Consider the following 19,193-nt stretch of genomic DNA (forward strand, 5'->3'; position numbering starts at 1 on the left):
GTCGCTCGTCGCTTGTTTGGCACGGCCAAACGGCGCTCCTCACTTCTTGCCCTACGAGCGATTTCGGGCATTCGCATGTACGTTCCATATGGAAACAGACCCTAGTAATCCGAATAAAGCCGCACGGGCGTCGGCGTCACGAGCCAGCTGCGCGGCGCGCGCGCATCGAACGCATAGCGCAGGTACACGAGCGCCGAGCTCGGCGCATAGTCGTGCGACCGGTCGATGTGCAACTGCGCGCCGACGCTCAGGTGCGGGTTCACGCGATACTCGACGATGCCGTTCACGCCGTACGAGAACGACACGCCGCGCGTCGAGCTGCCCGCGTACACGAACCCGGCCGCCACCTGCGCGGCCCGCCGGTCGGAGAACGTCGGGTAAAACAGCGAATCCTTCTCGTAGCTGTTCGAGATCCCGCCCGTGACGGTCAGGTCCCACGACAGCGCATCGTGCCGCCCCGCCCATTCGATCGGCACGCCGAGCGACAGATAGCGCTGCGGGCTGTAGTAACCGCCCTGCCCGTACGTGTAGTAGCGCAGGTTCTGCGCGTAGTGCCACGCATTGCCGACGAGCCCCGTGCTGACCTTCATCGTCGCGCGCTCGTACACGGGCACCGTGAAGCCGGTGCGCAGCGTGACCTCCGCATTGCGTTCGACGTTGCGGCCGGACAGCACGCCCGCGCCGAGTTCCGCGAACAGGTTCGTGCGGCCGACGTCGACCGACGCGCGCAGGTTCACGCCGTCGCGGCGCACGCCGCCCCACACCGCGCCCGTCCACGGGTCGCGCATCCCCGCGTACGACAGCACGCTGCTCATTTCCGGCCGCCGCGACGCATTCACGGAGAAGCTCGCGGGGCCCGCGTCAAAGCGATAGCGCACGCCGCCGACGAGATAGTGCACCGGGAAGCCGAGCGGCGACGTGCCGAGATCGACGCGCCACGCATCCGACAGATAGCCGGCGCCGAGCGCGACGCCGGTTGTCGACTGGTGCAGCGAGCCCGGCGGATTCGCGAGCAGCGCGGCGGCCTGGGGGCTCGTTTGTGCCCTGAGCGCCGCATAGGTGCCGAACGTCTTCAGCGAATACGCGTTCGGATCGCTCGTGTCGAGCGTGCCCGGGTCGAGATGCACGGTGTCGATCTGCGCGAACACGTGCCCGTCGTAGCGGACCGGCATCTGCATGTAGATCGGCACCTGCTGCGCGCGATACGACGAGATGCCCTCGTCGCCCGACTTGTATGCGGGAATCCAGCCGGCCTCGATCTCGGGATTGCGCCGCTGTTCGAGTTCCGCGAACGCGGCCTGCGCGGGCGTCAGCCCGTCGCGGCCAGGGCTCACGCCCGTCGCGCGTTCCTGCGAGCGCGACAGCCGGTACAGCGACGCCGCATCGTCGTAGCGGCCCTGCGCCTCGGCCACGCGTGCGGCCGCGACCGTCACGTCGGCGCGTGCCGGGTACGCGGCCTGCAGCCGGTCGGTCACCTGCGCGGCGTCGTCCGGGCGGCGCAGCGCGTTCAGGCGGCGCACGGCCGACAGTTGCGTGTCGACGTCGTCGTCCGGCGTGCGCGCCAGCACGGCCAGCACGCGCGTGCGTGCGGCGGCACGGTTGCCGCTGTCCTCGTCGATTCGTGCGAGCGCGAGCTGCGTATCGGCGTCGTCCGGCGTGCGCGCCACGACCGGCGCGAGCGCATCGCGTGCGGCACCGTAATGACCCTGCGCGCGTTCGAGATCGGCGAGTTCCAGCGCATAGCGCTTGTCCGCGCGGCCGACCGGGCTTGCGCGATCGAGCAGCATGCGCGCCCGCGCATAGTCCTGTTGCGCGATCGCGTCGTCGGTCTGCCGCAGCACGAGCCGCAGCGACTGGTCCTCGAGCCGCGCCGTCTGCGCGGGCGTCAGCGCCGGGTCGCGGCGCAGCGCGTCGAGCCACGCGGCGAGCGCCTCGTCGCGCCCGGCGCTGCCGAGCAGGTCGCCGTAGCGCAGCCGCACGTCCGGGTCGGCTTCGCGCGGATGCGCGGCGATCCAGTCATGCAGCGGCGCGAGGCCGCGCTCGGGTTCGCCCGCGTCGATCCACTGCGCGCCGATCGCGGCGAGCATGTCGGGATCGCCCGGCGCGCTCGCCTGCGCGTGCGCGAGCGTGGCGGCGAATGCCGCGCGGTCGCCGCGGGCGTACGCGCCGCGCGCGTCGGCCAGCGCGCTTTCGGCATCGAGCTTGCGCGCCAGCGCGCGCATGCCGTCCGAACGGTGCGCATCGTCGACCGGCGCCAGCGCGGCCTGCGCGCCCGCGACGTCGTCGAGCGAGTTGCGGTACAGCGCGCTCGCGTAGCGCATCTCGGGCGTGTCGCTTCGTGCGAGCCCATCGTCCATCACCGTGCGGCCGAGCTGCGGCAGCCCCATGTCGCGATAGAGGCGCGCGAGCGCGAAGCGCGTCCACGGCGCGTCGGGCGCCGCGCGCACGGCCGCCTCGTAGCGTTGCGCGGCCGGCCCGCGTGCGCCCTTGTCGGCCAGCGCGCGCGCCTCGTTCGCGAGCAGGTCGCCGCGCAGGCCGTCGAGCACGCGGCGATCGTCGGAACCCGTCACGCGCCCTTGCAGCGCGTCGAGCAGCGGGCCGATCCGGTCGGCGCGACCGGTGTTTTCATACAGCGTGGCCGTGTCGCGCACGGCCGACAGGCTCGGCGAGCGCGCGGCCAGCAAGCCGCGCAGCAACGGTTCCGCCTGGGCCCAGTCGCGCTGCGCGAGCAGCGCATCGGCGAGCTGCAGCTTCGCGTCCGGGTTGTCCGGCTGCATCGCAAGCGCCGCCCGCGCGGCGCGTTCGGCATCCCGCGAGCGTCCCGCACTGGCCGCTTCGCGGCCTTGGGCGAGCAGCCCCCAGAACTGCGCGGTACGCGCGAGGCCTTGCCATTTGCCGCGCTGGTCGGTCGCGCGCGTCGCGGCCCGCGCGAACAGCGCGCGCGCTTCGTCGTGCCGCCCTTCGCGCAGACGCAGCAGGCCGAGCCCGCCCAGCGCATCGGCGTCGTCCGGGCGCGAGCGCGCGGCGCGCGCGAGCAGCGGATCGGCGGCGGCCAGATCGCCGCGCGCGAGCGCCTGCAACCCACGCTGCTGCGCGATGTAGTCGGGATCGCGTTCGAGTCGGCGCTGTGCATCGCGCTGCTGATCGAGGCCGGCTGCGCGATCGCGGAATTCGGTGTCGTCCGGCGCGAGCGCGAGATAGGCATGCAGCGCATCGAGATACGCGGGATCGCTGCCGGCCGACTGCAGCACGCGTCGCCACAGCGCCATCGCTTCCGTATGGTCCGCGTCGGCGCGCTTCGCGAGCGACGATGCGATCCGGTTCGCTTCCGCGCGCGTGTCGTCGCGCTGGTTCAACAGCCGCGCGAGCGCGACCGCTGTGCTCGTGTCCCGCGGATCGGCGGCGACCGCGCGGCGCAGCGCGGCGATCGCCGGCTCGCGGCCGCCCGGCGCATTCGACACGATCTGGTAATACTCGGCGCCGAGCGCGCCCGCCGGCGCGCCGTTCGGAAACAGCGCGACGATCCGCCGGGCCGCCTCGTCGGCGCGGCCGCTGCGCGCGAGCAGCCGGATCTGCGCCATCTCGCCGCGCCCGCTCGTCGCGACGCGGTATTCGTCGGCCACCTGCCGCGTGACAGGCGCATTCGGCGACTGCGCCCGCAGCCGCGTCAGCGAGGCCTGCGCGCCTTTCGCGTCGCCGAGCCGCAGCAGCACGCGCACCTGTTCGGCCAGCAACTCGGAATCGCCCGGCGCGATCAGCAGCCCCTTGCGCAGCGCATCGCGCGCGAGATCGTCGCGATGCTTGATGCCCCACATCCGCGCGGTGTCGAGCTCGCGCCGCGCATCGGCCGCGGCCGAGGTCGCGGGTGTCGCGGCGTTCGCCATCGCCGCGCCCGAGGCAACGCCCGGCGCCGCCGCGCACACCGACGACGCGAGCCATGCGAATCCCGCGACGTGGGGCGCGGCGCACTTCAGCGGGCGGCGCACGAACGGCCTCCCCAGCGGGTGTCGAGCGTGCCGTCCGCGCCGAACCGGTAGCGGCCGTCGCGCCAGCCGAGGCCGAACAGCGTCAGCACGCTCGTGTAATAGCCGGGCGCCGACTGGCGCGCGAGCGTGTCGACGCGGGCCGCCTGCGCATCGGCGAGCGCATGCTGGCCGCGTGCGTCGAGAAACGGCACGGCCGCCGCGGAGAATCCGCCGTTGCCGTCGTTCGGCCCCGCGACGCCCGTCGTCGTATCGACCCGCTCCGGCGGCGCGCCATGCGCAGCGATATGGTCGGCGAACGGCGCGAAGCGCGCGAGCAGCGGCGCGGCGAGCGGATCGGCGCGGTCCAGCATGCCGGCCCACAAGTACACGCGGATCGCGTTGTACGCGCTCTCCGCATGCGTGTCCGGATCGGGCCCGAAACCGTTGCCCGCGCGATACAACGCCCAGTCGGGCGAGAAGCCCTTCGGCGCGGTGTCGAGCAGCACGCGCCCGGTGCTGGATGCCAGCGCCGCCCAGCGACGGTCGTCGGGCAGCCGCGCGCCGAGCGCGCGAATCACCTGCGGCGGCGAATAGCTGGGATTCACGCGCCATTGGCCGTTCGCCAGCTTGAACCCGGTCGGCCCCGGCAGCAGCGTGAGGCCCAAGCCCGGGACGGTCGCCGTCTCGGTGTCGAGCACGCGCTTCGCGAGCAGCGCGCCGCGCGCCGTATAGCTGCGCTCGTGCCACAGCCGCCCGGCCTCGACGAGCGCATACGCGATCCACAGGTCGGCGTCCGACGCCGCGTTCGCGTCGAGCACGCGCCACGCGCCGTCGGGCGCGCGGCCCCACAGCCACGCCGGCAGATGCGCGCTCAGGTCGCCCTGCGCGAGGTTGTTCTCGGTCCATGCGAGGATCGTGTCGAACATGCGCCGGTCGTTCGCGACCAGCGCGAAGAAAAGTCCATACGCCTGCCCCTCCGATACCGTGCGCGAATCGGCCGAGCCGACGTCGATCACGCGGCCGTCGGCCGAGATGAAATCGCGCTTGAACGCATCCCAGCGCGGCCACGCCGCGCTGCATCCCGCGCCCGCCGCATTGGCTGCACCGACCGCCGCGGCGCGCGCGCGCGTGGCCATGCCGGCCGCCGCGCACGTCACCGCAACCGCCAGCGCGAGCATCGCGCCGACACGCCGCGCCGGCTGCGTTGCCCGTCGCTTCGTCATTGCCCGCGCCATCCGTTACATCCCCCGTCGACGCGCGGCGATTCGCTGCAGCACGCTGAACACGCCGAGCGCGAGCAGCAGCCCCGCGACGACGCCGACCGCGCCGAGCACGACCGGATGCCGCGCCGCCTGCGTCCACACGCGCGCATACCACGGCACGAAGCCGACCACGTAAGGCTCGCCGACCCGCAAGCTGTCGACCTGCCCCGGCCGCACCAGCGCGAGGTCGCCCTGCAACTGCGACACGAGCCCGGCGTTCTCGAACACGTCGAGCAGATCGCCGAGGCGCGGCTGGTCGGTCGCCGTCAGCGCGACGACACTGCGGCCGCGGCTGCCCGGCAGCTCGAAACCGGCGAGCGCCGCGAGCGGGCCCGTCTGTTCGATGTGCGCGCCGCCGTCGGCGAGGCCCACGCCGTTGCGCCAGCGCTCCTTCACCGTGAACGCGACGCGCGTCGTGCCGGCGCCGCCCGCGCCGCCCTGCTCGCCGATCGCGAGCGGCAGCGCCGCGCGCCAGTGCGCGAGCAGCGGCGACGCCGGCGAGCCGTCGATCACGAGCAGATCCTTGTGCCCCGACAGCGCGGCGACGTCGCCGGGCCGCGCGACCTGCACGCGCAGCGCCGGGAAGCCGGTCCATTCGCCCATGTGGCCGAGCATCGTCAGGTAGGCCTCGAGCTCCTGCGGCGACGGCCGGTCGGGCATCACGACGGCCGTCTGCGACAGGTCCGCGAAGCGCGTGAACGGAAAGCCGCTGTTCGCGAAGAACGCGAGGTTCGGCAATTGCGCGTAATGGACGAAGTGCGAGAAGTCGATCGTCGAATCGGGATCGATCGCCGCGCGCTGCGGCTCGGTGGCCGTGCTCGAGCACAGGCCCGTCTTCTGCGAATCGAGCGTGAAGCGGAACTGCAGCTGGTTGCCGCTGCCCACGCGAAACGCGGGAATGTCGACGTCGCTCGTCACGCGCCCTTCCGGCACCGCCAGCAGCGGCAACTGCATGCGGCCGTGCGCGTCCTCCGCGTGGGCCGGCCCGAGCCGGTACGACTTCACGAGTTGATCGTTGATCTCGACCGCGAGCGTGGAATTGTCCTGAACGGTGGGCGCCGTGTAGCGGTAGCGCAGCGTGATCGGCACGCCCGAGCCGTTCCACGAATGCAGATCGGCCGGCACGCGCAGGTTCAGCCGGATCGCATCGGGCGTCGTGCCGCGCACTTCCAGCTGGCGCGGGTCGTTCACGAGTTCGCGGAACGCGATCGGCCGGTTCACCGGCAGCCAGCGCGGCGCGTCGTACGGCTTGCGCGGCGCGCCGAGATCGACGTGCGCGACCGTCGCCGCCGGACCCGACAGCGCCGCGCGGCCGAGCACGAGCGTCGCGACCGCGTCGTCGACCTCGGCCGCCGTGCGGCCCGTGACGACCAGCAGCTTGCGGCCCGGCGCGGCCGGGTTGTCGGCGACCGCGAGCAGCGGGCCGCCCACCGGCGGCAGCGCGAGACCCGCCGGCAGCGTCGCGGCCGTGCCGACCACGACGGCCTGGTCGTCGGCCGGCAGCGCGGCCGACACCGGGAAACGCGCATGCCGGTAGTCGGCCAGCGCGCCGAACCACGACGCGAGCACGCCCGCGCTGCGCAGCGTCGCCGAATCGGGCGAGGCCGGCAGCACGAACGGCAGCCGCAGGCGGCCGTTGTCGCGCCGGTCGAAGAACGGCGCGGGCAGCAGCGCGAGATCGTTCGGCAGGCGCGCCGGCGATTCGTCGAGGATCAGCTCGCTCGTCGGGCTCACGTCGGCCCACAGCGCCGAGTTCGCCGGATCCTCGCAGTGGTCGAGCGTGTAGTGCGCGATCAGGCGCAGGCCGATCTGGTTGAAATCGGAAAAGTAGCGCGGATCGATCGGGATCTCTTGCGTGACCGCGCGGCCCGCGCGCGCGGCGTCGAACGGGACGGTCGCGATCACCTCGCCGTTCACCGACACCTTCAGGTGCGACAGCGGAAAGACCAGCGACGGCGAATACGCGTAGGTCAGGCGCAGCCGCGCGCCCGTGATCACGCGGTCGAGCCGCACGCCGGCGTTGATCGTGCGTGCGTCGTCGGCGCCGCGCAGGCGTAGCGGATCGAACGCGCCGAGCGACGAGAACGGCACATGCACGGTCGTCGTCGGCAGGCCGGCGGTCGGCGCGCCGGCCACCGTCGGTGTCGCCGCGAGCACCGCCGCGGGCACCGCCGCCGGCGCCGCATCGGGCGCCGTCGCGTGACCGGCTGCGGCCGTCGAAGCGGCGGCGGCCGGCACGGCCGGCATCGGCGCGGCCGACAGCACGGCCGTGTGGAAAGCGCCGGTCATCGCGGCCGCCAGGGCGAACAGCGATACGGCCGGCTTCATGCGCCGCTCCGCGTCGTCACGATCGTCCGGTCATCCTGCGCGTCGAAACCGACGCGCGCAAAGCAGCTATGCCCGTGAGTGCGCATCCCCTCTGCTTCCCCTCATGTATGTTGCGCGTCGCGTAACGCGGATATGGCCTGATTCATTTATCGGTACGACGCGGCGGATTCTTCAATGACCCGTTCGTCGCGTGGCGAAGCACCTGGCACCGGCGCCCGCCCATCATTCGTCACACTATCTCAAAAATAGAACAAAACTCACCGCGATTCGCGACTGGGAAGCGAAAAAATCTCAATTCGGTCGGAAATGCTGCTCGGGAAGCGTGAATGGCAAGAATTGCGCCGTTGCTGCCGGACGGCCGGAACGGCATACTGCCGGCGCGGTACGGCTGGCCGGGCGTCGGCCGCGAGCCGTTGCGGACCGCCCGCGACACGCTGCCGCAGGCGGCGCGTATGCTACCGCAAGCACGCGCCGCGCAACGGATTTTCTTCGTGGGAAACTGACTTGAATCAAATCGTCGACTCCGCCACCCCGTCCCCGGACACGTTGCTGCGGATCATCGCCGCCCAAACCGAAATCGCGAAACTCGGCCTGGACCTCGGCAGCGTGATGGCCTACGTGGCCGAGCAGGTGCCGCAGATCACCGGCGCGAGCGCCGCCGCGGTCGAATTCGCCGAAGGCGACGACATGGTGTACCGCGCCGCGTCGGGCACGGCCGCCGGGATGCTCGGGCTACGGTTGCGGCGCTCGGGCAGCCTGTCGGGCCTGTGCGTGCAGCAAGGTGAGTTGCTGCACTGCATCGATTCGGAAACCGACCCGCGCGTCGATCGCGATGCGTGCCGCCGGGTCGGCCTGCGCTCGATGCTGGTGATGCCGCTCACGCATGCCGACACGACGGTCGGCGTGCTGAAGGTGATGTCGCCGGACGTCGACGGTTTTTCGCAGGCGGACGCCAGCACGCTGCGGCTGATGGCCGATCTGATCGCCGCCGCGATGTTCCACGCGGCGCGTAATGAAGCGAACGAACTCTATCTGCGCGCGACGCACGACGTGCTCACCGGGCTGCCGAACCGCGCGCTGTTCTACGATCGCCTGCGCCAGTCGATGCACACGGCGTTGCGCGCGAGCGGCCGGCTCGGCATTCTCAACATCGACATGGACGGGCTGAAGCCGATCAACGACGGGTTCGGCCACCGCGCGGGCGACGCCGCGCTACGCGAGATCGCCGCGCGGATGCAGGGCGCGGTGCGGCGCTCGGATACGGTCGCGCGCGTCGGTGGCGACGAATTCGCCGTGATCCTGCCGAACCTCGGCACCCGCGACGATGCGCATGTGCAAAGCACGCGGCTCGCGCGGCAGGTCGGCGAGCCGTTCGAATTCGAGGGGCATGCGCTGCGGCTGGGCGTCAGCATCGGGATCGCGGTGCTGCCGGACGACGGCACCGACATGAATGCGCTGATCGAGCGTGCGGATCAGGCGATGTACGAAGCCAAGCGAACGCGGTCGCGGCGCTCCGCGCCCGCATGACGCCTGGCACGCACCGCTAGCCGATCGGCCGCACCGCGATCGCGATCCCGACCGCGACCCACTGCACGACCGCGACGAGCACGGCGGCCCGGCATAGCCCGACCGCACCGCGCACGCGCGCATCGAGCGTGCGCCCGGCCTTCGCCGCATCGATCCAGCCGAGATCGGCGAGCGCGCGGTCGAGCGCCGCGAGCCCGTCGTCGACCGATGCATCGCCCTCCACCGCCCGCGTCAACGCCGCGAACAGCCGCCGATCGATCTCGATGCGCACCGCGTACCACAGCGCCGCGATTCCCGATCCCGTGCTGACGGCGGCCAGCAGCACGCGCGCGAGCGTCGCCGGCGGCCAGCCCGCCGCAATCCACCCGCCCGCGCCGGCCGCGGCCAGTGCGGCCGCGATCGCCCACGCGCCCGCATCGAGCGCGCCGCGCGCGGCGGCAATCCTGAACGGAGCGGACGGATCGCGCGTCACCCGAGCCTCCCATCGCGACGGCGCTCGATCCACTGCTGCAGCACGGCCACGCCGTCATCCGACCACACCGCGTACGGCCGGACCGCGCGCACCGCGGCCAGCGCGTCGCGCGCATTCGTCAGCCCGCGCCGCGCCGCGAGCCAGGCGGCCGCGCACAGCACGCTGCGCCCATAGCCGAGCGCGCAGCAAACCAGCACGTCGCGCCCTTCGCCATGCAGGCGTTCGAGCGCCGCGACGGCCTGCGCGAGCTGCGCCGCCGTCGGCGCGACGAGGTCGAGCTGCGGCACGCACGCATACGCGAACGACGCATCGGCCGCGGCCCAGCGCGGCATCTCGGCGGTCAGGTCGACCAGGGCTGTGAAGCCATGGCGCCGGATGTCGCGCGTCGTCGGCGTACGGCCGATCGACACGCGTTCGTCGATCCGCACCGGCGCCGGCTGCCGGAACGTCCACAGCCGCGAATTGACGAACGCGCCGGCAATCGTCGGCGCGAGCAGCCAGCCGATGAAGACTGGCAACCGTCCGTGCGCATCCTTCTGAAACGCGCCGGGCGCGCCGCGCCGGTAGGCCCAGGCAACGCAGGCGAGCGCCAGCGCAACCCACCCTGCCGCCAGCGCCCCGCCCGGCACGCGCGGCACGCACGCCAGCGCCGCGAGTGCGATCAGCGCGGCACCGAACCCATAGCGGCGCGCGAGCGCGCGACTGGCCGCGCACGGCGACGCATCGGCGCCCGGCAATCGGCCTGCGGCATCGCGCAGCGGAAACAGGAACAGTGCGAGACAGCCGACGGCCGCACCGGTCGGCACGTCGATCGCGTGATGCTGGTAAGTCGTCAGCACCGACACGCCGATCGCCGCGAACCACGGATGCAGCACGACGCGCTCGAACGTGCCGCGCAGGTGCTTCGCATAGACGGCCCACAACACGACCAGCAACCCGATATGCAGCGACGGCGCCTGGTTGAACGGCTTGTCGAAACCCATCAGCAGCGTGAACAACGTACCGGCCATGCCGCCCGCGTCGGGTCGTTCGAAGCCGAAGCGCAGCGGCCACGCGATGAAGCATGCGACCGACACCAGCTGCACGGTCAGCAGCCGCTTCACGTGATCGAGCAGATCGTCGCGGCGGGTCCAGAAGAAGAACGACAGCGCATACAGCAGGTCGATCGACCAGTACGGCACGATCGTCCACGGCACGAACGGGATCGCATGCTCCCAGCCGAACGCGAACGTCGGCACCGCGGCGCGGCGTGCGGCGAGCCAGTTCGCGAAGCCGTACGTCGAGAAGAACACGGCGCCCATCGCCGCGAGCCAGCCCAGGCGCAGCGCGAACGACGCGTCGCGCGCGCCGGCCGCCGGCTCGGCCAGCCCGCCACCCGCACCCGCACCCGCACCGCCGCCGCCGCCGAGCACACTCATGACGGTTCGACCCGCTGCGCGAGGCTGACCGTGAAGATGCCCATCTCGTCGATCCGCTGATCGAGCTTGCGGAAGCCCGCCCGCGCGACGAGCTCGTCCATTTCGGCCTGCGAACGACGGCGCATCACCCAGGTCGACTCGCCGCGGTGATTGTTCAGCGCGCGCGCGATGAATTCGAGCTGCGGATGCCACGGCTGCCCCGTATAGACGAGATAGCCGCCCGGCGGTACGGCCTGCGCGAGCCCGCGCAGCGAGCGCTCGATCAGCGCGTTCTCGCCGAACAGCTCGTACAGGCCCGACACGATCGCCAGCGTCGGCCGCGGCTCGAGCGTCGCGAGCGATGCCTCGTCGAACGCGTCGCCGCGCTCGAAGCGCGCGATCGGCTCCAGGCCGCGCTGCGCGATCAACACGCGCCCGGCCTCGACGTTCGGCGGGCTGTAGTCGCGCAGCGTGATGTCGTCGGGCGCCGCGCCGTCGCGCTCGGCGGCCGTCGCGATCGCATCGAGCACGTAGCGCCCGTGGCCTGCCGCGATGTCGACGATCCGCACCGGCGAGCCGTGCCCGCGCAGGCGGCCGATCGCCGTGCCGATCAACTCCTGCAGATGGACCTTGCGCTGCCGGATGCCGATCCAGCCCGGCGAATCGAGATACGTGCGGTCGATCAGCGCGCCGACGCCGAGCCGCCCCTGCGCGCGGTTGCGGTACACGTAGTCGAGCGTCGAGCCCGAATCGAAGCCGAGCCGCAGCCCGAGCGCGATGCCGTCCGACAGCGCGCCGCCGGCTTTCAGGCCGGCGCGCGTGAGCGCCCAGTACGCACGGGCGAACACGTTGGCCGGCGGCCGGCCGAGCGCCGCGTATTCGTCGTGGAACGCGCCGCGCCGGTCCGCATCGGCGAGCGACACGCGCGGGCTCGGCGCATCGAACTCGCGCAGCACGAACGCACGCAGCGGCGCGAGCGCCTGCGCACGGTCGCGCTCGCCGAGCGTGTCGTGATAGAAGCCCGGCAGCACGATGCGCTCCTTGCGCGCCGAGCCGAGCCGTTCGAAGAAACGGTCCTGCGGGCCGCGATGCACGACCCAGTCGGCGCCCGAGATCAGCAATTGCGTCGGCACGGTGATCGCGGCCGCGTCGGCGACGATCCGCCGCGCGGTATCGTGCAGGTCGAGCAGCATGTTGACCGCGATCGGCCGCGTGATCAGCGGATCGGACGCGTAGCTCGCGACCCGTTCGGGATCGTGCGTGAGGAATTTCGGCTTCACGTAGCTGTTCACGTAGAACAGCCCGCGCAGCTTGTGCATCAGCCGCAGCCCCGGCCGCGCGAACGGCACGTAGAGCTTGATGTGGAACGCCGGCGACGCGACGACGAGCGCGCGGATCGGCGGCGCGTAGTCGTGCGCCCAGGTCGCCGCGAGCACCGCGCCGACGCTCTGGCCGACCACGGCCATATCCTCGATCGCGATGCCGTGCGTGTCGCGGATATGCTCGACGAAGGTCTGCAGGTCGCGCACCGACGCGGCCGCGCTCGGACTGTAGCCGCGCGCGCCCGGCGACCGGCCGTGGCCGCGTGCGTCCCATGCGAAAAAGGCGAAATCCGGCAGGTCGAGCTCGTCGACGAGGTGCGCGACGCGCGCCGAATGTTCGTGCCCGCGATGCAGCAGCACGATGGCGCCGCGGCAGCGTGCGCCCGTCGCGGGCCAGTGCCGATAGAACAGCGTTTCGCCGTCGTGCGTGATGAAGTCGGCCTCACGGGCCGTGCGTGTGCTCATGTAGTCTCTCTCGTTTCGTTATTCGAATCATGTGGCGCCGCCCTCCGGCGCCCGGCCCGTCAACCGCCCGCTTCGGCAATGCCCGCCTGGACGCGCCGCACCACCGTCACGATCGACAGCACGATCAGCAGCCGCCACAGCCACGCGGCGACACTGCCGACCGGCAAGCCGAAGCCGATCCACAGCGCGAACGCGCCGAGGGCCAGCGCCCGGTCGCTCTTGCCGAACGGGCCGTCGTAGCGGCGCGTCGCGCCGACGAGCGGGCCGATCAGCCCCGCGCATTCGACGATCACCGCCGTCAGCGCGAACAGCCAGACGTCCGCCGGAGCGAACGCAGGAATGGCGAGGAACGGCAGCACGAGCGCGACGTCGGACACGATGTCGCCCAGCTCGTTCAGGTACGCGCCGAGCGTGCTCTTCTGCCCGTGCTCGCGCGCGAGCATTCCGTCGATCGCATTGAGCGCCATCCGCGCGAACAGCCACAGCGGAATCAGCAGGAACAGCACGCGGGCGAACACGCCGAGCCCTGCGAGCGCGCCGACGACGATCGAGCCTCCGGCCGCGAACAGCGTGACCTGGTTGGCGGTGACGCCGCGTTCGGCGAGCGAATTCGCGAACGGGCGCAGACGGTCCTGGAATTTGGGTTTGAGTGCGTAGAGGCTCATCGTTTCGTATTCGTATTATTCGCGCGGCACGGTCGGATACGTTTCCCGCCGCCATGCCCCGGGCGGCGAAACGGCCGTCGTCGGCCTGGATTGAACGGCCCCCATCGTCGCCGAGCGGCCTCGATGCGTCAAGCGTGCGGGCCGGGCCGCCCGTGCGGCGCCAATCTGGCGTTTTTCGTCGAAACTCGCGATAATCCGCTGGCCCGATCGCAGCGAGATCGATTCGAACTGCAGACGGGCACTCGTGCAACAGCCGATTATCACGCCGCCGAGCGGCGCATTCGCCGCGACGCAACAGCGTGCGACGGCGAATCGTCCGATTATCGCGGACCTGCGACAGGCAGCCACGAACTTGAAAAAATTTAAACGAGAGCCGTCCGGCGCGCATCCTGTCGCGCCGGCATTCCGGGGTTCCGTCCGCCGCGCGTGCGCGGCGGGCCGGGCATGCACGCAGGAGCCGGCGCGCCGATGAACATCCTCAACGTCTGGCAGCGCGACTTCCTGCTGTCCATCGTGCGGCTCGTCGCCGGCGCGTATCCGGTCTGGCATCAGGCGCCGCCGTCGCCCACGCAGAAGATCTATTTCTCGAACCATACGAGCCATATCGACACGCTGGCGATCCTCGCCGCGCTGCCGCGCGACGTGCGCGCGGTCGTGCGGCCGGTCGCCGCGCGCGACTACTGGGACAGCAGCGACCTGAAGCGCCATATCGCGCAGAAGCTGCTGAACGTCGTGCTGATCGACCGCCATCGAGAAAGCGGTGGCGACCCGCTCGACCCGGTGCGCGACGCGCTGCGGCAGGGTCACTCGATCATCATCTTCCCGGAAGGCACGCGCGGCGCCGACGTATTGCCGCAGCCGTTCAAGAGCGGGCTGTTCCATCTCGCGACCGAATTCCCGGACGTCGCGCTCGCGCCCGTCTATCTCGAGAACCTGCAGCGCATCATGCCGAAGGGCGCGATCTGGCCCGTGCCGCTGATCTGCAAGGTGCATTTCGGTGCGAACGAAGCGCTCGACGCTCAGGAAGACAAGCCGACGTTCCTCGCCCGCATGCGCGACGCGGTCATCGCGCTCGCGCCGCCGCAGCGGCCGGTCGGCTGAACGCGGCGCCCCCTTCTCCTTTTCCGGATATCAACCATGCGAACCCTCTTCTGGGAACTGGTCGCGGGCGTCACGGGCGTGCTCGTCGTCGCGACCGTGATCGGCGCGATCCTCGGCGCGCGCAGCGGCGGCACGAGCGCGACCATCGTCAACCTGAACCAGCGCATCCGCGCATGGTGGGCGATGATCGCGATCATGGCCGTCGCGATCGGCCTCGGCAACAACGTCACGTACCTGGTGTTCGCGCTGCTGTCGTACCTGACGCTGCGCGAATTCATCACGCTCACGCCGACCACCGCGAGCGACCATACGACGCTCTTCATCGCGTTCTTCATCGCGATCCCCGTGCAGTACCTGCTGCTCGGGATCAACTGGTACGGGATGTACTCGATCTTCGTGCCCGTGCACCTGTTCTTCGCGATGTCGCTCGTGTCGGCGCTCACGCAGGACACGCGCGAATTCCTGAGCCGCAACGCGAAGATCAACTGGGCGCTGATGGTGTGCGTGTACGGGTTGAGCCACGCGCCGGCCGTGCTGATTCTCGACATTCCGCGCTACGCCGGGCAGAACGCGCTGCTGCTGTTCTTCTTCCTGTTCGTCGTGCAGATCAGCGACGTGCTGCAATACGTGGTCGGCAAGCTGTTCGGACGCCGCAAGATCGCGCCGCAGCTGTCGCCGTCGAAGACGATCGAGGGCTTCATCGGCGGCGGCCTGCTGGCCACGCTGTGCGGCGCCTCGCTGTATCGCGTGACGCCGTTCAGCTTCGGCGCGGCGTTCGGGATCTCGCTCGCGATCGTGATCGCGGGCTTCGTCGGCGGGCTCGTGCTGTCGGCCGTCAAGCGCTCGCTCGGCACGAAGGACTGGGGCTCGATGATCGCCGGCCACGGCGGAATGCTCGATCGCGTCGATTCGATCTGCTTCGCCGCGCCGGTGTTCTTTCACCTCGTGCGCTATCTGTACGTGTGATGCGTGGGCGGTGCAGCGCCGCCCGTCCTGCGGGAGGGATCAGTACCCGGCACGCAGCGCCTTCGGCACGAGGTAACGGCCGCGCGCGGCGTCGAACTTCACCGTGTAGCGTGCCTGGATGGCCTTGCCGCCGCGCGTGCCCGCTTCCGTGACCGTCAGCGGATAGACGTCGCCGGTGCCGGTGATGTCCGGCGCGATCTCGAAGTGGCGCTCCTCGCAGCGCGCCCGGGCGTTCGCGCATTCCGTCGACTCCGCATTGTCTAGCGCCTCGTCGATGCGCGCCGCCGCCGGCACCAGCGCATTGCCGTACGGTAGCCAGATGGAGCGGAAGCGTTGCGTATAGCCTTGCCGCGTATCGCTTTCGCCGATCACGAACCCGAACAGGTGCGGCCCGAGCCGCTCGATGCGCACCGTGCCGGGCGCGCCGCGCTGGCCCGAGGCGATTTCCGTCTTCTTCACGACCGGTTCGAGCGCCTTGCCGTCCGGCGTCGCTTTCAGCACGTACAGATCGATCGTGCCGGTCGTCGCGTCCGAATCCATGCCGGGCATCCCGTTCTGCACCGCCGCCTCGGTCTCGCCGCACATCGCGAGCAGCGTGCGCGGGCCGTCGGCGGTCGCGACACGCAGCGAGCCGCACGGCGAATAGATGAAATCGTCCCCTTCCGCCTGCCAGCCCTTGCGGTCCGCACGCCAGTTGCCGTACGTGTCGTGGATGAAGGTCTGCAGCGGAGGGTCAAGTCGGGGCGGCTCCGCGGCATGAACGGGCGACGGCGCCGCGAGCGACGTGAGCACCGTGAGCGCGCCAAGGGCAGCGAGCGAAGCCTCGAGCGGCTTGAGACGTCGGTTCAGGTACTGGACAGTCATAACGAGGTTCGGTCGGATTGGAAAGACAGGTAGCGGATCGTTGCACGCTCGCCCGATCACGGGTGCCGTTGGGCAATGCCGGTGCCGTCCGGCTTCAGCCGGGCGGTGCGCACCCGAGCGCGCCGGCACACGCCAGCGCGACGCGCATGGCGACGTGCACGTACCGGCTGCGCCGCTTGGCCTCGCCATTCGCGCCGGCCGGCGCTACGGTCTCGTTCTTCACCCCAGGCTCCGTTCGATCGCGCGGGAATTGGCACGCGAAGCCGTAGCGTACACGTACGGCGCAGCGCCGCAAGCGTCGGGCGGCCAACCCGACATGGACACACGCATGAACATCGCCTGGCACCGATCGATCGGGCGGCTCATCGAGACGCTCGACCAGCCCGGCTTCCGGCTGTCGCTGATCCGGCTGATCGAGGAATACGTCGCGGTCGACAGCCGGGTCGCGCCGATGTTCGGCGACGCCAGCCCGCAGGCGTTCGCCGAATGCCCGTACGAAGGCGCAACCCTCTACGCGAAGCTCGACATCAATTCGCAGTCGGCGCTGTTCGCCTTGTTCCTGAAAGCGCAGACCGCCCGATGACGCACGACCAGCGCCGCCACGCTCACGCCGCCTGCACGTCGACCGACTGCGCCCGCGCGAGCTTGAATTCGCCGACCGTCTGCGCCAGTTGCGCAGCCTGCTCGCGCAGCAGCGCCGCGGCCGCGGCCGACTCCTCGACGAGCGCGGCGTTCTGCTGCGTCGAGTGATCGAGCTGCGACACCGCCTGGTTGACCTGCGCGAGGCCGGTGCTCTGCTCGTTCGCGGCGACCGTCATTTCCGCGATCACGCTGCTGATCCCGCGCACGCCTTCGACGATCTCGTCCATCGTCGCACCGGCCGTCTGCACGAGCCCCGACCCGCCCTCGATCCGCTCCACCGACGACTGGATCAGATGCTTGATTTCCCGTGCGGCTTGCGCACTGCGCTGAGCCAGCGTGCGCACCTCTCCCGCGACCACGGCGAAGCCGCGGCCGTGCTCGTTCGCGCGCGCCGCCTCGACCGCCGCATTCAGCGCGAGGATATTGGTCTGGAACGCGATGCCGTCGATCACGCCGATGATGTTCGAGATTTCGGTCGACGCCTTCGTGATCTCGCCCATCGTCTCGATCACCTGGCTCACCACCGCGCCGCCACGCAACGCGACGCCCGACGCCGATTCCGCGAGCCGGTTGACCTGGGTCGCGGCATCGGCCGAGTTGCGCGCGGTGCCGGCGATCTCCTCGAGTGCGGCGGCGGTTTCCTGCAGGCTCGATGCGGCATGTTCGGTACGACTCGACAGATCCTGGTTGCCCTGCGCGATCTCCGCACTCGCCACGCTCACGGATTCGCTGAATGCACGGATCTGCAGCAGGATCGCACTGATTTTTTCCGCGAACAGGTTGAACGCACGCGCGATCTGCGCGGCTTCGTCGGAGCCGTCGGCTTCGAGCCGCTTCGTCAGGTCGCCGCTGCCGCTCGCCACATCGGTGAGCGCGTCGCGCACGAGCAGCACGCGCTTGAACGCCGCGTTCGTCAACGCGCCGACGAGCGCGGCCGCGATGCAGGCGACGACGAGGATCGCCACCAGCGTCGTCGTCGCGACGGCGCGCATGCCGGCCGTCACATCCGACCGGTCGAGCGCCATCACGAGCGACCAGTCCGTTCCGGCGATCGGTTGCGCGCGCAACAGCTTGGTCGCGCCGCCGATGTCGACCGCCACCGGCTCGGACGCGGCCTGCAATCCGGCAAGGCGCTCGGGCGTCAGATCGGGCGACAGCCCGAGCGCCGGTTTCATGATCAGGTCCGTCTTCGCGCCCGCGATCAGGCGTCCGCTCCGGTCGACCAGGAACGCGAAGCTCGACGGCGTCGGATGCATCGATGCGACGATCTCGCTCGCGCGCTCCATGTAGAGGCTCGCGGCCAGCACCCCCTTCAGCGTGCCACCGCGCAGGATCGGCGCGGCGAACGCGAAAGCCGGCTTGCCGGTAGACGCGTCCAGGTACAGCGCGGTGACGACGAGCCGGCCGGCCTCGACGGCCTGCTTGTACCACGGGCGCGCGGTCGGATCGTAGCCGGCGGCGAGCGGAACGTTCGAGAACGCCGTGCGATCGGGCAGGCCGAGCGTGAGTACCTGGAAGCCGCCCGACTTGCCGAGCAGCGTCAGCGCGGGCAGCGGATCGCCGTCGCCCACTGTCAGCGTATCGGCCAGCGCCCGGGTTTGCTGCGCACGGCTGGCAATCCACTCGTCGAGCGCGAGCGCATGGCCGGCCAGCACGGACTTCAGGTTCTGGTCGATGGTTTCGTCGTTGTGCTGCTTCACGACGTAATACACGAGGCCGCCAGTCACGGCGAGCGCCGTGATCACGATGGCGACGCAGGTCGCCAGAATCCGTGCGCGAATCGATGACAGCATGATGACGATGATCTCCGGTGGCCGTGTTGTTCGAATGGTCAAATGAGGCACGCACCCGCTCTATCGGCCGTTCGTTGCGCAACTTGAGGTTGGACTGGTCAGACCACGCGAAAAAGCGCTATGACTTGGCCCGGAATCAATACCCCGGTGGGGTTAACACGTCGGCGGGATAGGAAAACCGGCCGGGCGGCGCATACTCGGCGTTCCGGCATCGATGCCTGCCGCTCCTGTGTAATCACTCATAAAACTGAAGCTCGCCGGTCGCGACGGCGACACACCCTACAACCTGCAACGCACGCTCGATGCGATCGCGGCCTGCGCACCCGCCACCGACCTCGTGATGTTTCCGGAAGCGCAGCTCACCGGCTTCCTCGATCCGTCGAATCTCGCCACGGTCGCCCAGCCGCGAACTACCGATTCCGTG

Annotated in this window: 15 protein-coding genes; 4 read left to right on the forward strand and 11 right to left on the reverse strand. The window is 70.7% G+C overall.

The annotated features are described in order from the left end of the window. Positions 1-101: 101 nt before the first annotated feature. The 3 genes from C4B30_RS29075 to bcsB are packed head-to-tail and all read right to left on the reverse strand — an operon-like array spanning position 102 to position 7,555. Positions 102-3,986, reverse strand: coding sequence for a cellulose synthase subunit BcsC-related outer membrane protein (locus C4B30_RS29075; protein ID WP_105133294.1), 3,885 nt, complete (start codon positions 3,984-3,986; stop codon positions 102-104). Continuing rightward, complete coding sequence (gene bcsZ / locus C4B30_RS35955; RefSeq protein ID WP_234015467.1) at positions 3,971-5,200, reverse strand: cellulose synthase complex periplasmic endoglucanase BcsZ; 1,230 nt, start codon at positions 5,198-5,200, stop codon at positions 3,971-3,973. The genes C4B30_RS29075 and bcsZ overlap by 16 nt, the downstream gene beginning before the upstream one ends. A 3-nt stretch (positions 5,201-5,203) precedes the next feature. Then, positions 5,204-7,555: a cellulose biosynthesis cyclic di-GMP-binding regulatory protein BcsB gene (bcsB, locus tag C4B30_RS29080; protein WP_234015468.1), complete on the reverse strand. Its 2,352-nt coding sequence runs from the start codon at positions 7,553-7,555 to the stop codon at positions 5,204-5,206. A gap of 504 nt (positions 7,556-8,059) precedes the next feature. Here bcsB and C4B30_RS29085 point away from each other — a divergent pair. Then, the gene (locus C4B30_RS29085; RefSeq protein WP_105133295.1) at positions 8,060-9,082 is read left to right on the forward strand and encodes a sensor domain-containing diguanylate cyclase; all 1,023 of its coding nucleotides are present in this window, start codon (positions 8,060-8,062) and stop codon (positions 9,080-9,082) included. Between the two features lie 16 nt (positions 9,083-9,098). On the opposite strand, the gene C4B30_RS29090 is transcribed toward C4B30_RS29085, so the two are convergent. Genes C4B30_RS29090 through C4B30_RS29105 form a run of 4 tightly spaced genes read right to left on the reverse strand, consistent with a single transcriptional unit; the run spans position 9,099 to position 13,403 of the window. Beyond that, positions 9,099-9,554, reverse strand: coding sequence for a hypothetical protein (locus tag C4B30_RS29090; protein ID WP_105133296.1), 456 nt, complete (start codon positions 9,552-9,554; stop codon positions 9,099-9,101). Next, a complete protein-coding gene (locus C4B30_RS29095) occupies positions 9,551-10,972 on the reverse strand; it encodes a phosphatase PAP2/dual specificity phosphatase family protein (protein ID WP_105133297.1) in 1,422 nt (473 codons plus the stop codon). Before C4B30_RS29095 ends, C4B30_RS29090 begins: the two co-directional genes overlap by 4 nt. Next, positions 10,969-12,738, reverse strand: coding sequence for a bifunctional alpha/beta hydrolase/class I SAM-dependent methyltransferase (locus tag C4B30_RS29100; RefSeq protein WP_105133298.1), 1,770 nt, complete (start codon positions 12,736-12,738; stop codon positions 10,969-10,971). Before C4B30_RS29100 ends, C4B30_RS29095 begins: the two co-directional genes overlap by 4 nt. 59 nt (positions 12,739-12,797) lie before the next feature. After that, positions 12,798-13,403 carry a CDP-alcohol phosphatidyltransferase family protein gene (locus C4B30_RS29105; protein ID WP_105133299.1) on the reverse strand — a complete coding sequence of 202 codons (606 nt, stop codon included), beginning with the start codon at positions 13,401-13,403 and terminating at the stop codon, positions 12,798-12,800. 468 nt (positions 13,404-13,871) lie between these two features. Here C4B30_RS29105 and C4B30_RS29115 point away from each other — a divergent pair, with 468 nt between their 5' ends. Together C4B30_RS29115 and C4B30_RS29120 are read left to right on the forward strand one after the other, a co-directional pair. Further along, on the forward strand, positions 13,872-14,504 hold the full coding sequence (locus C4B30_RS29115) for a lysophospholipid acyltransferase family protein (RefSeq protein ID WP_105133305.1): 633 nt from the start codon (positions 13,872-13,874) through the stop codon (positions 14,502-14,504). 36 nt (positions 14,505-14,540) lie between these two features. After that, a complete protein-coding gene (locus C4B30_RS29120) occupies positions 14,541-15,470 on the forward strand; it encodes a phosphatidate cytidylyltransferase (protein WP_027784165.1) in 930 nt (309 codons plus the stop codon). Between the two features lie 39 nt (positions 15,471-15,509). On the opposite strand, the gene C4B30_RS29125 is transcribed toward C4B30_RS29120, so the two are convergent. Further along, positions 15,510-16,334 carry a topoisomerase IV gene (locus C4B30_RS29125; protein WP_105133300.1) on the reverse strand — a complete coding sequence of 275 codons (825 nt, stop codon included), beginning with the start codon at positions 16,332-16,334 and terminating at the stop codon, positions 15,510-15,512. A gap of 94 nt (positions 16,335-16,428) precedes the next feature. Beyond that, positions 16,429-16,557, reverse strand: a complete 129-nt coding sequence (locus C4B30_RS36130) for a hypothetical protein (RefSeq protein WP_267896656.1) — start codon at positions 16,555-16,557, stop codon at positions 16,429-16,431. Positions 16,558-16,662: 105 nt separating this feature from the next. Here C4B30_RS36130 and C4B30_RS29130 point away from each other — a divergent pair, with 105 nt between their 5' ends. Further along, a complete protein-coding gene (locus C4B30_RS29130; protein ID WP_234015469.1) occupies positions 16,663-16,917 on the forward strand; it encodes a hypothetical protein in 255 nt (84 codons plus the stop codon). A 22-nt stretch (positions 16,918-16,939) separates the two neighbouring features. Here C4B30_RS29130 and C4B30_RS29135 read toward each other — a convergent pair whose 3' ends face one another. Together C4B30_RS29135 and C4B30_RS35960 are read right to left on the reverse strand one after the other, a co-directional pair. Further along, positions 16,940-18,769, reverse strand: a complete 1,830-nt coding sequence (locus C4B30_RS29135; protein WP_105133301.1) for a methyl-accepting chemotaxis protein — start codon at positions 18,767-18,769, stop codon at positions 16,940-16,942. Between the two features lie 235 nt (positions 18,770-19,004). After that, positions 19,005-19,193: hypothetical protein (locus C4B30_RS35960; RefSeq protein WP_234015470.1), on the reverse strand; the 189-nt coding region annotated here is incomplete at its 5' end.

Source organism: Burkholderia sp. BE12 (genome assembly GCF_002959955.1).
Taxonomy (GTDB): domain Bacteria; phylum Pseudomonadota; class Gammaproteobacteria; order Burkholderiales; family Burkholderiaceae; genus Burkholderia.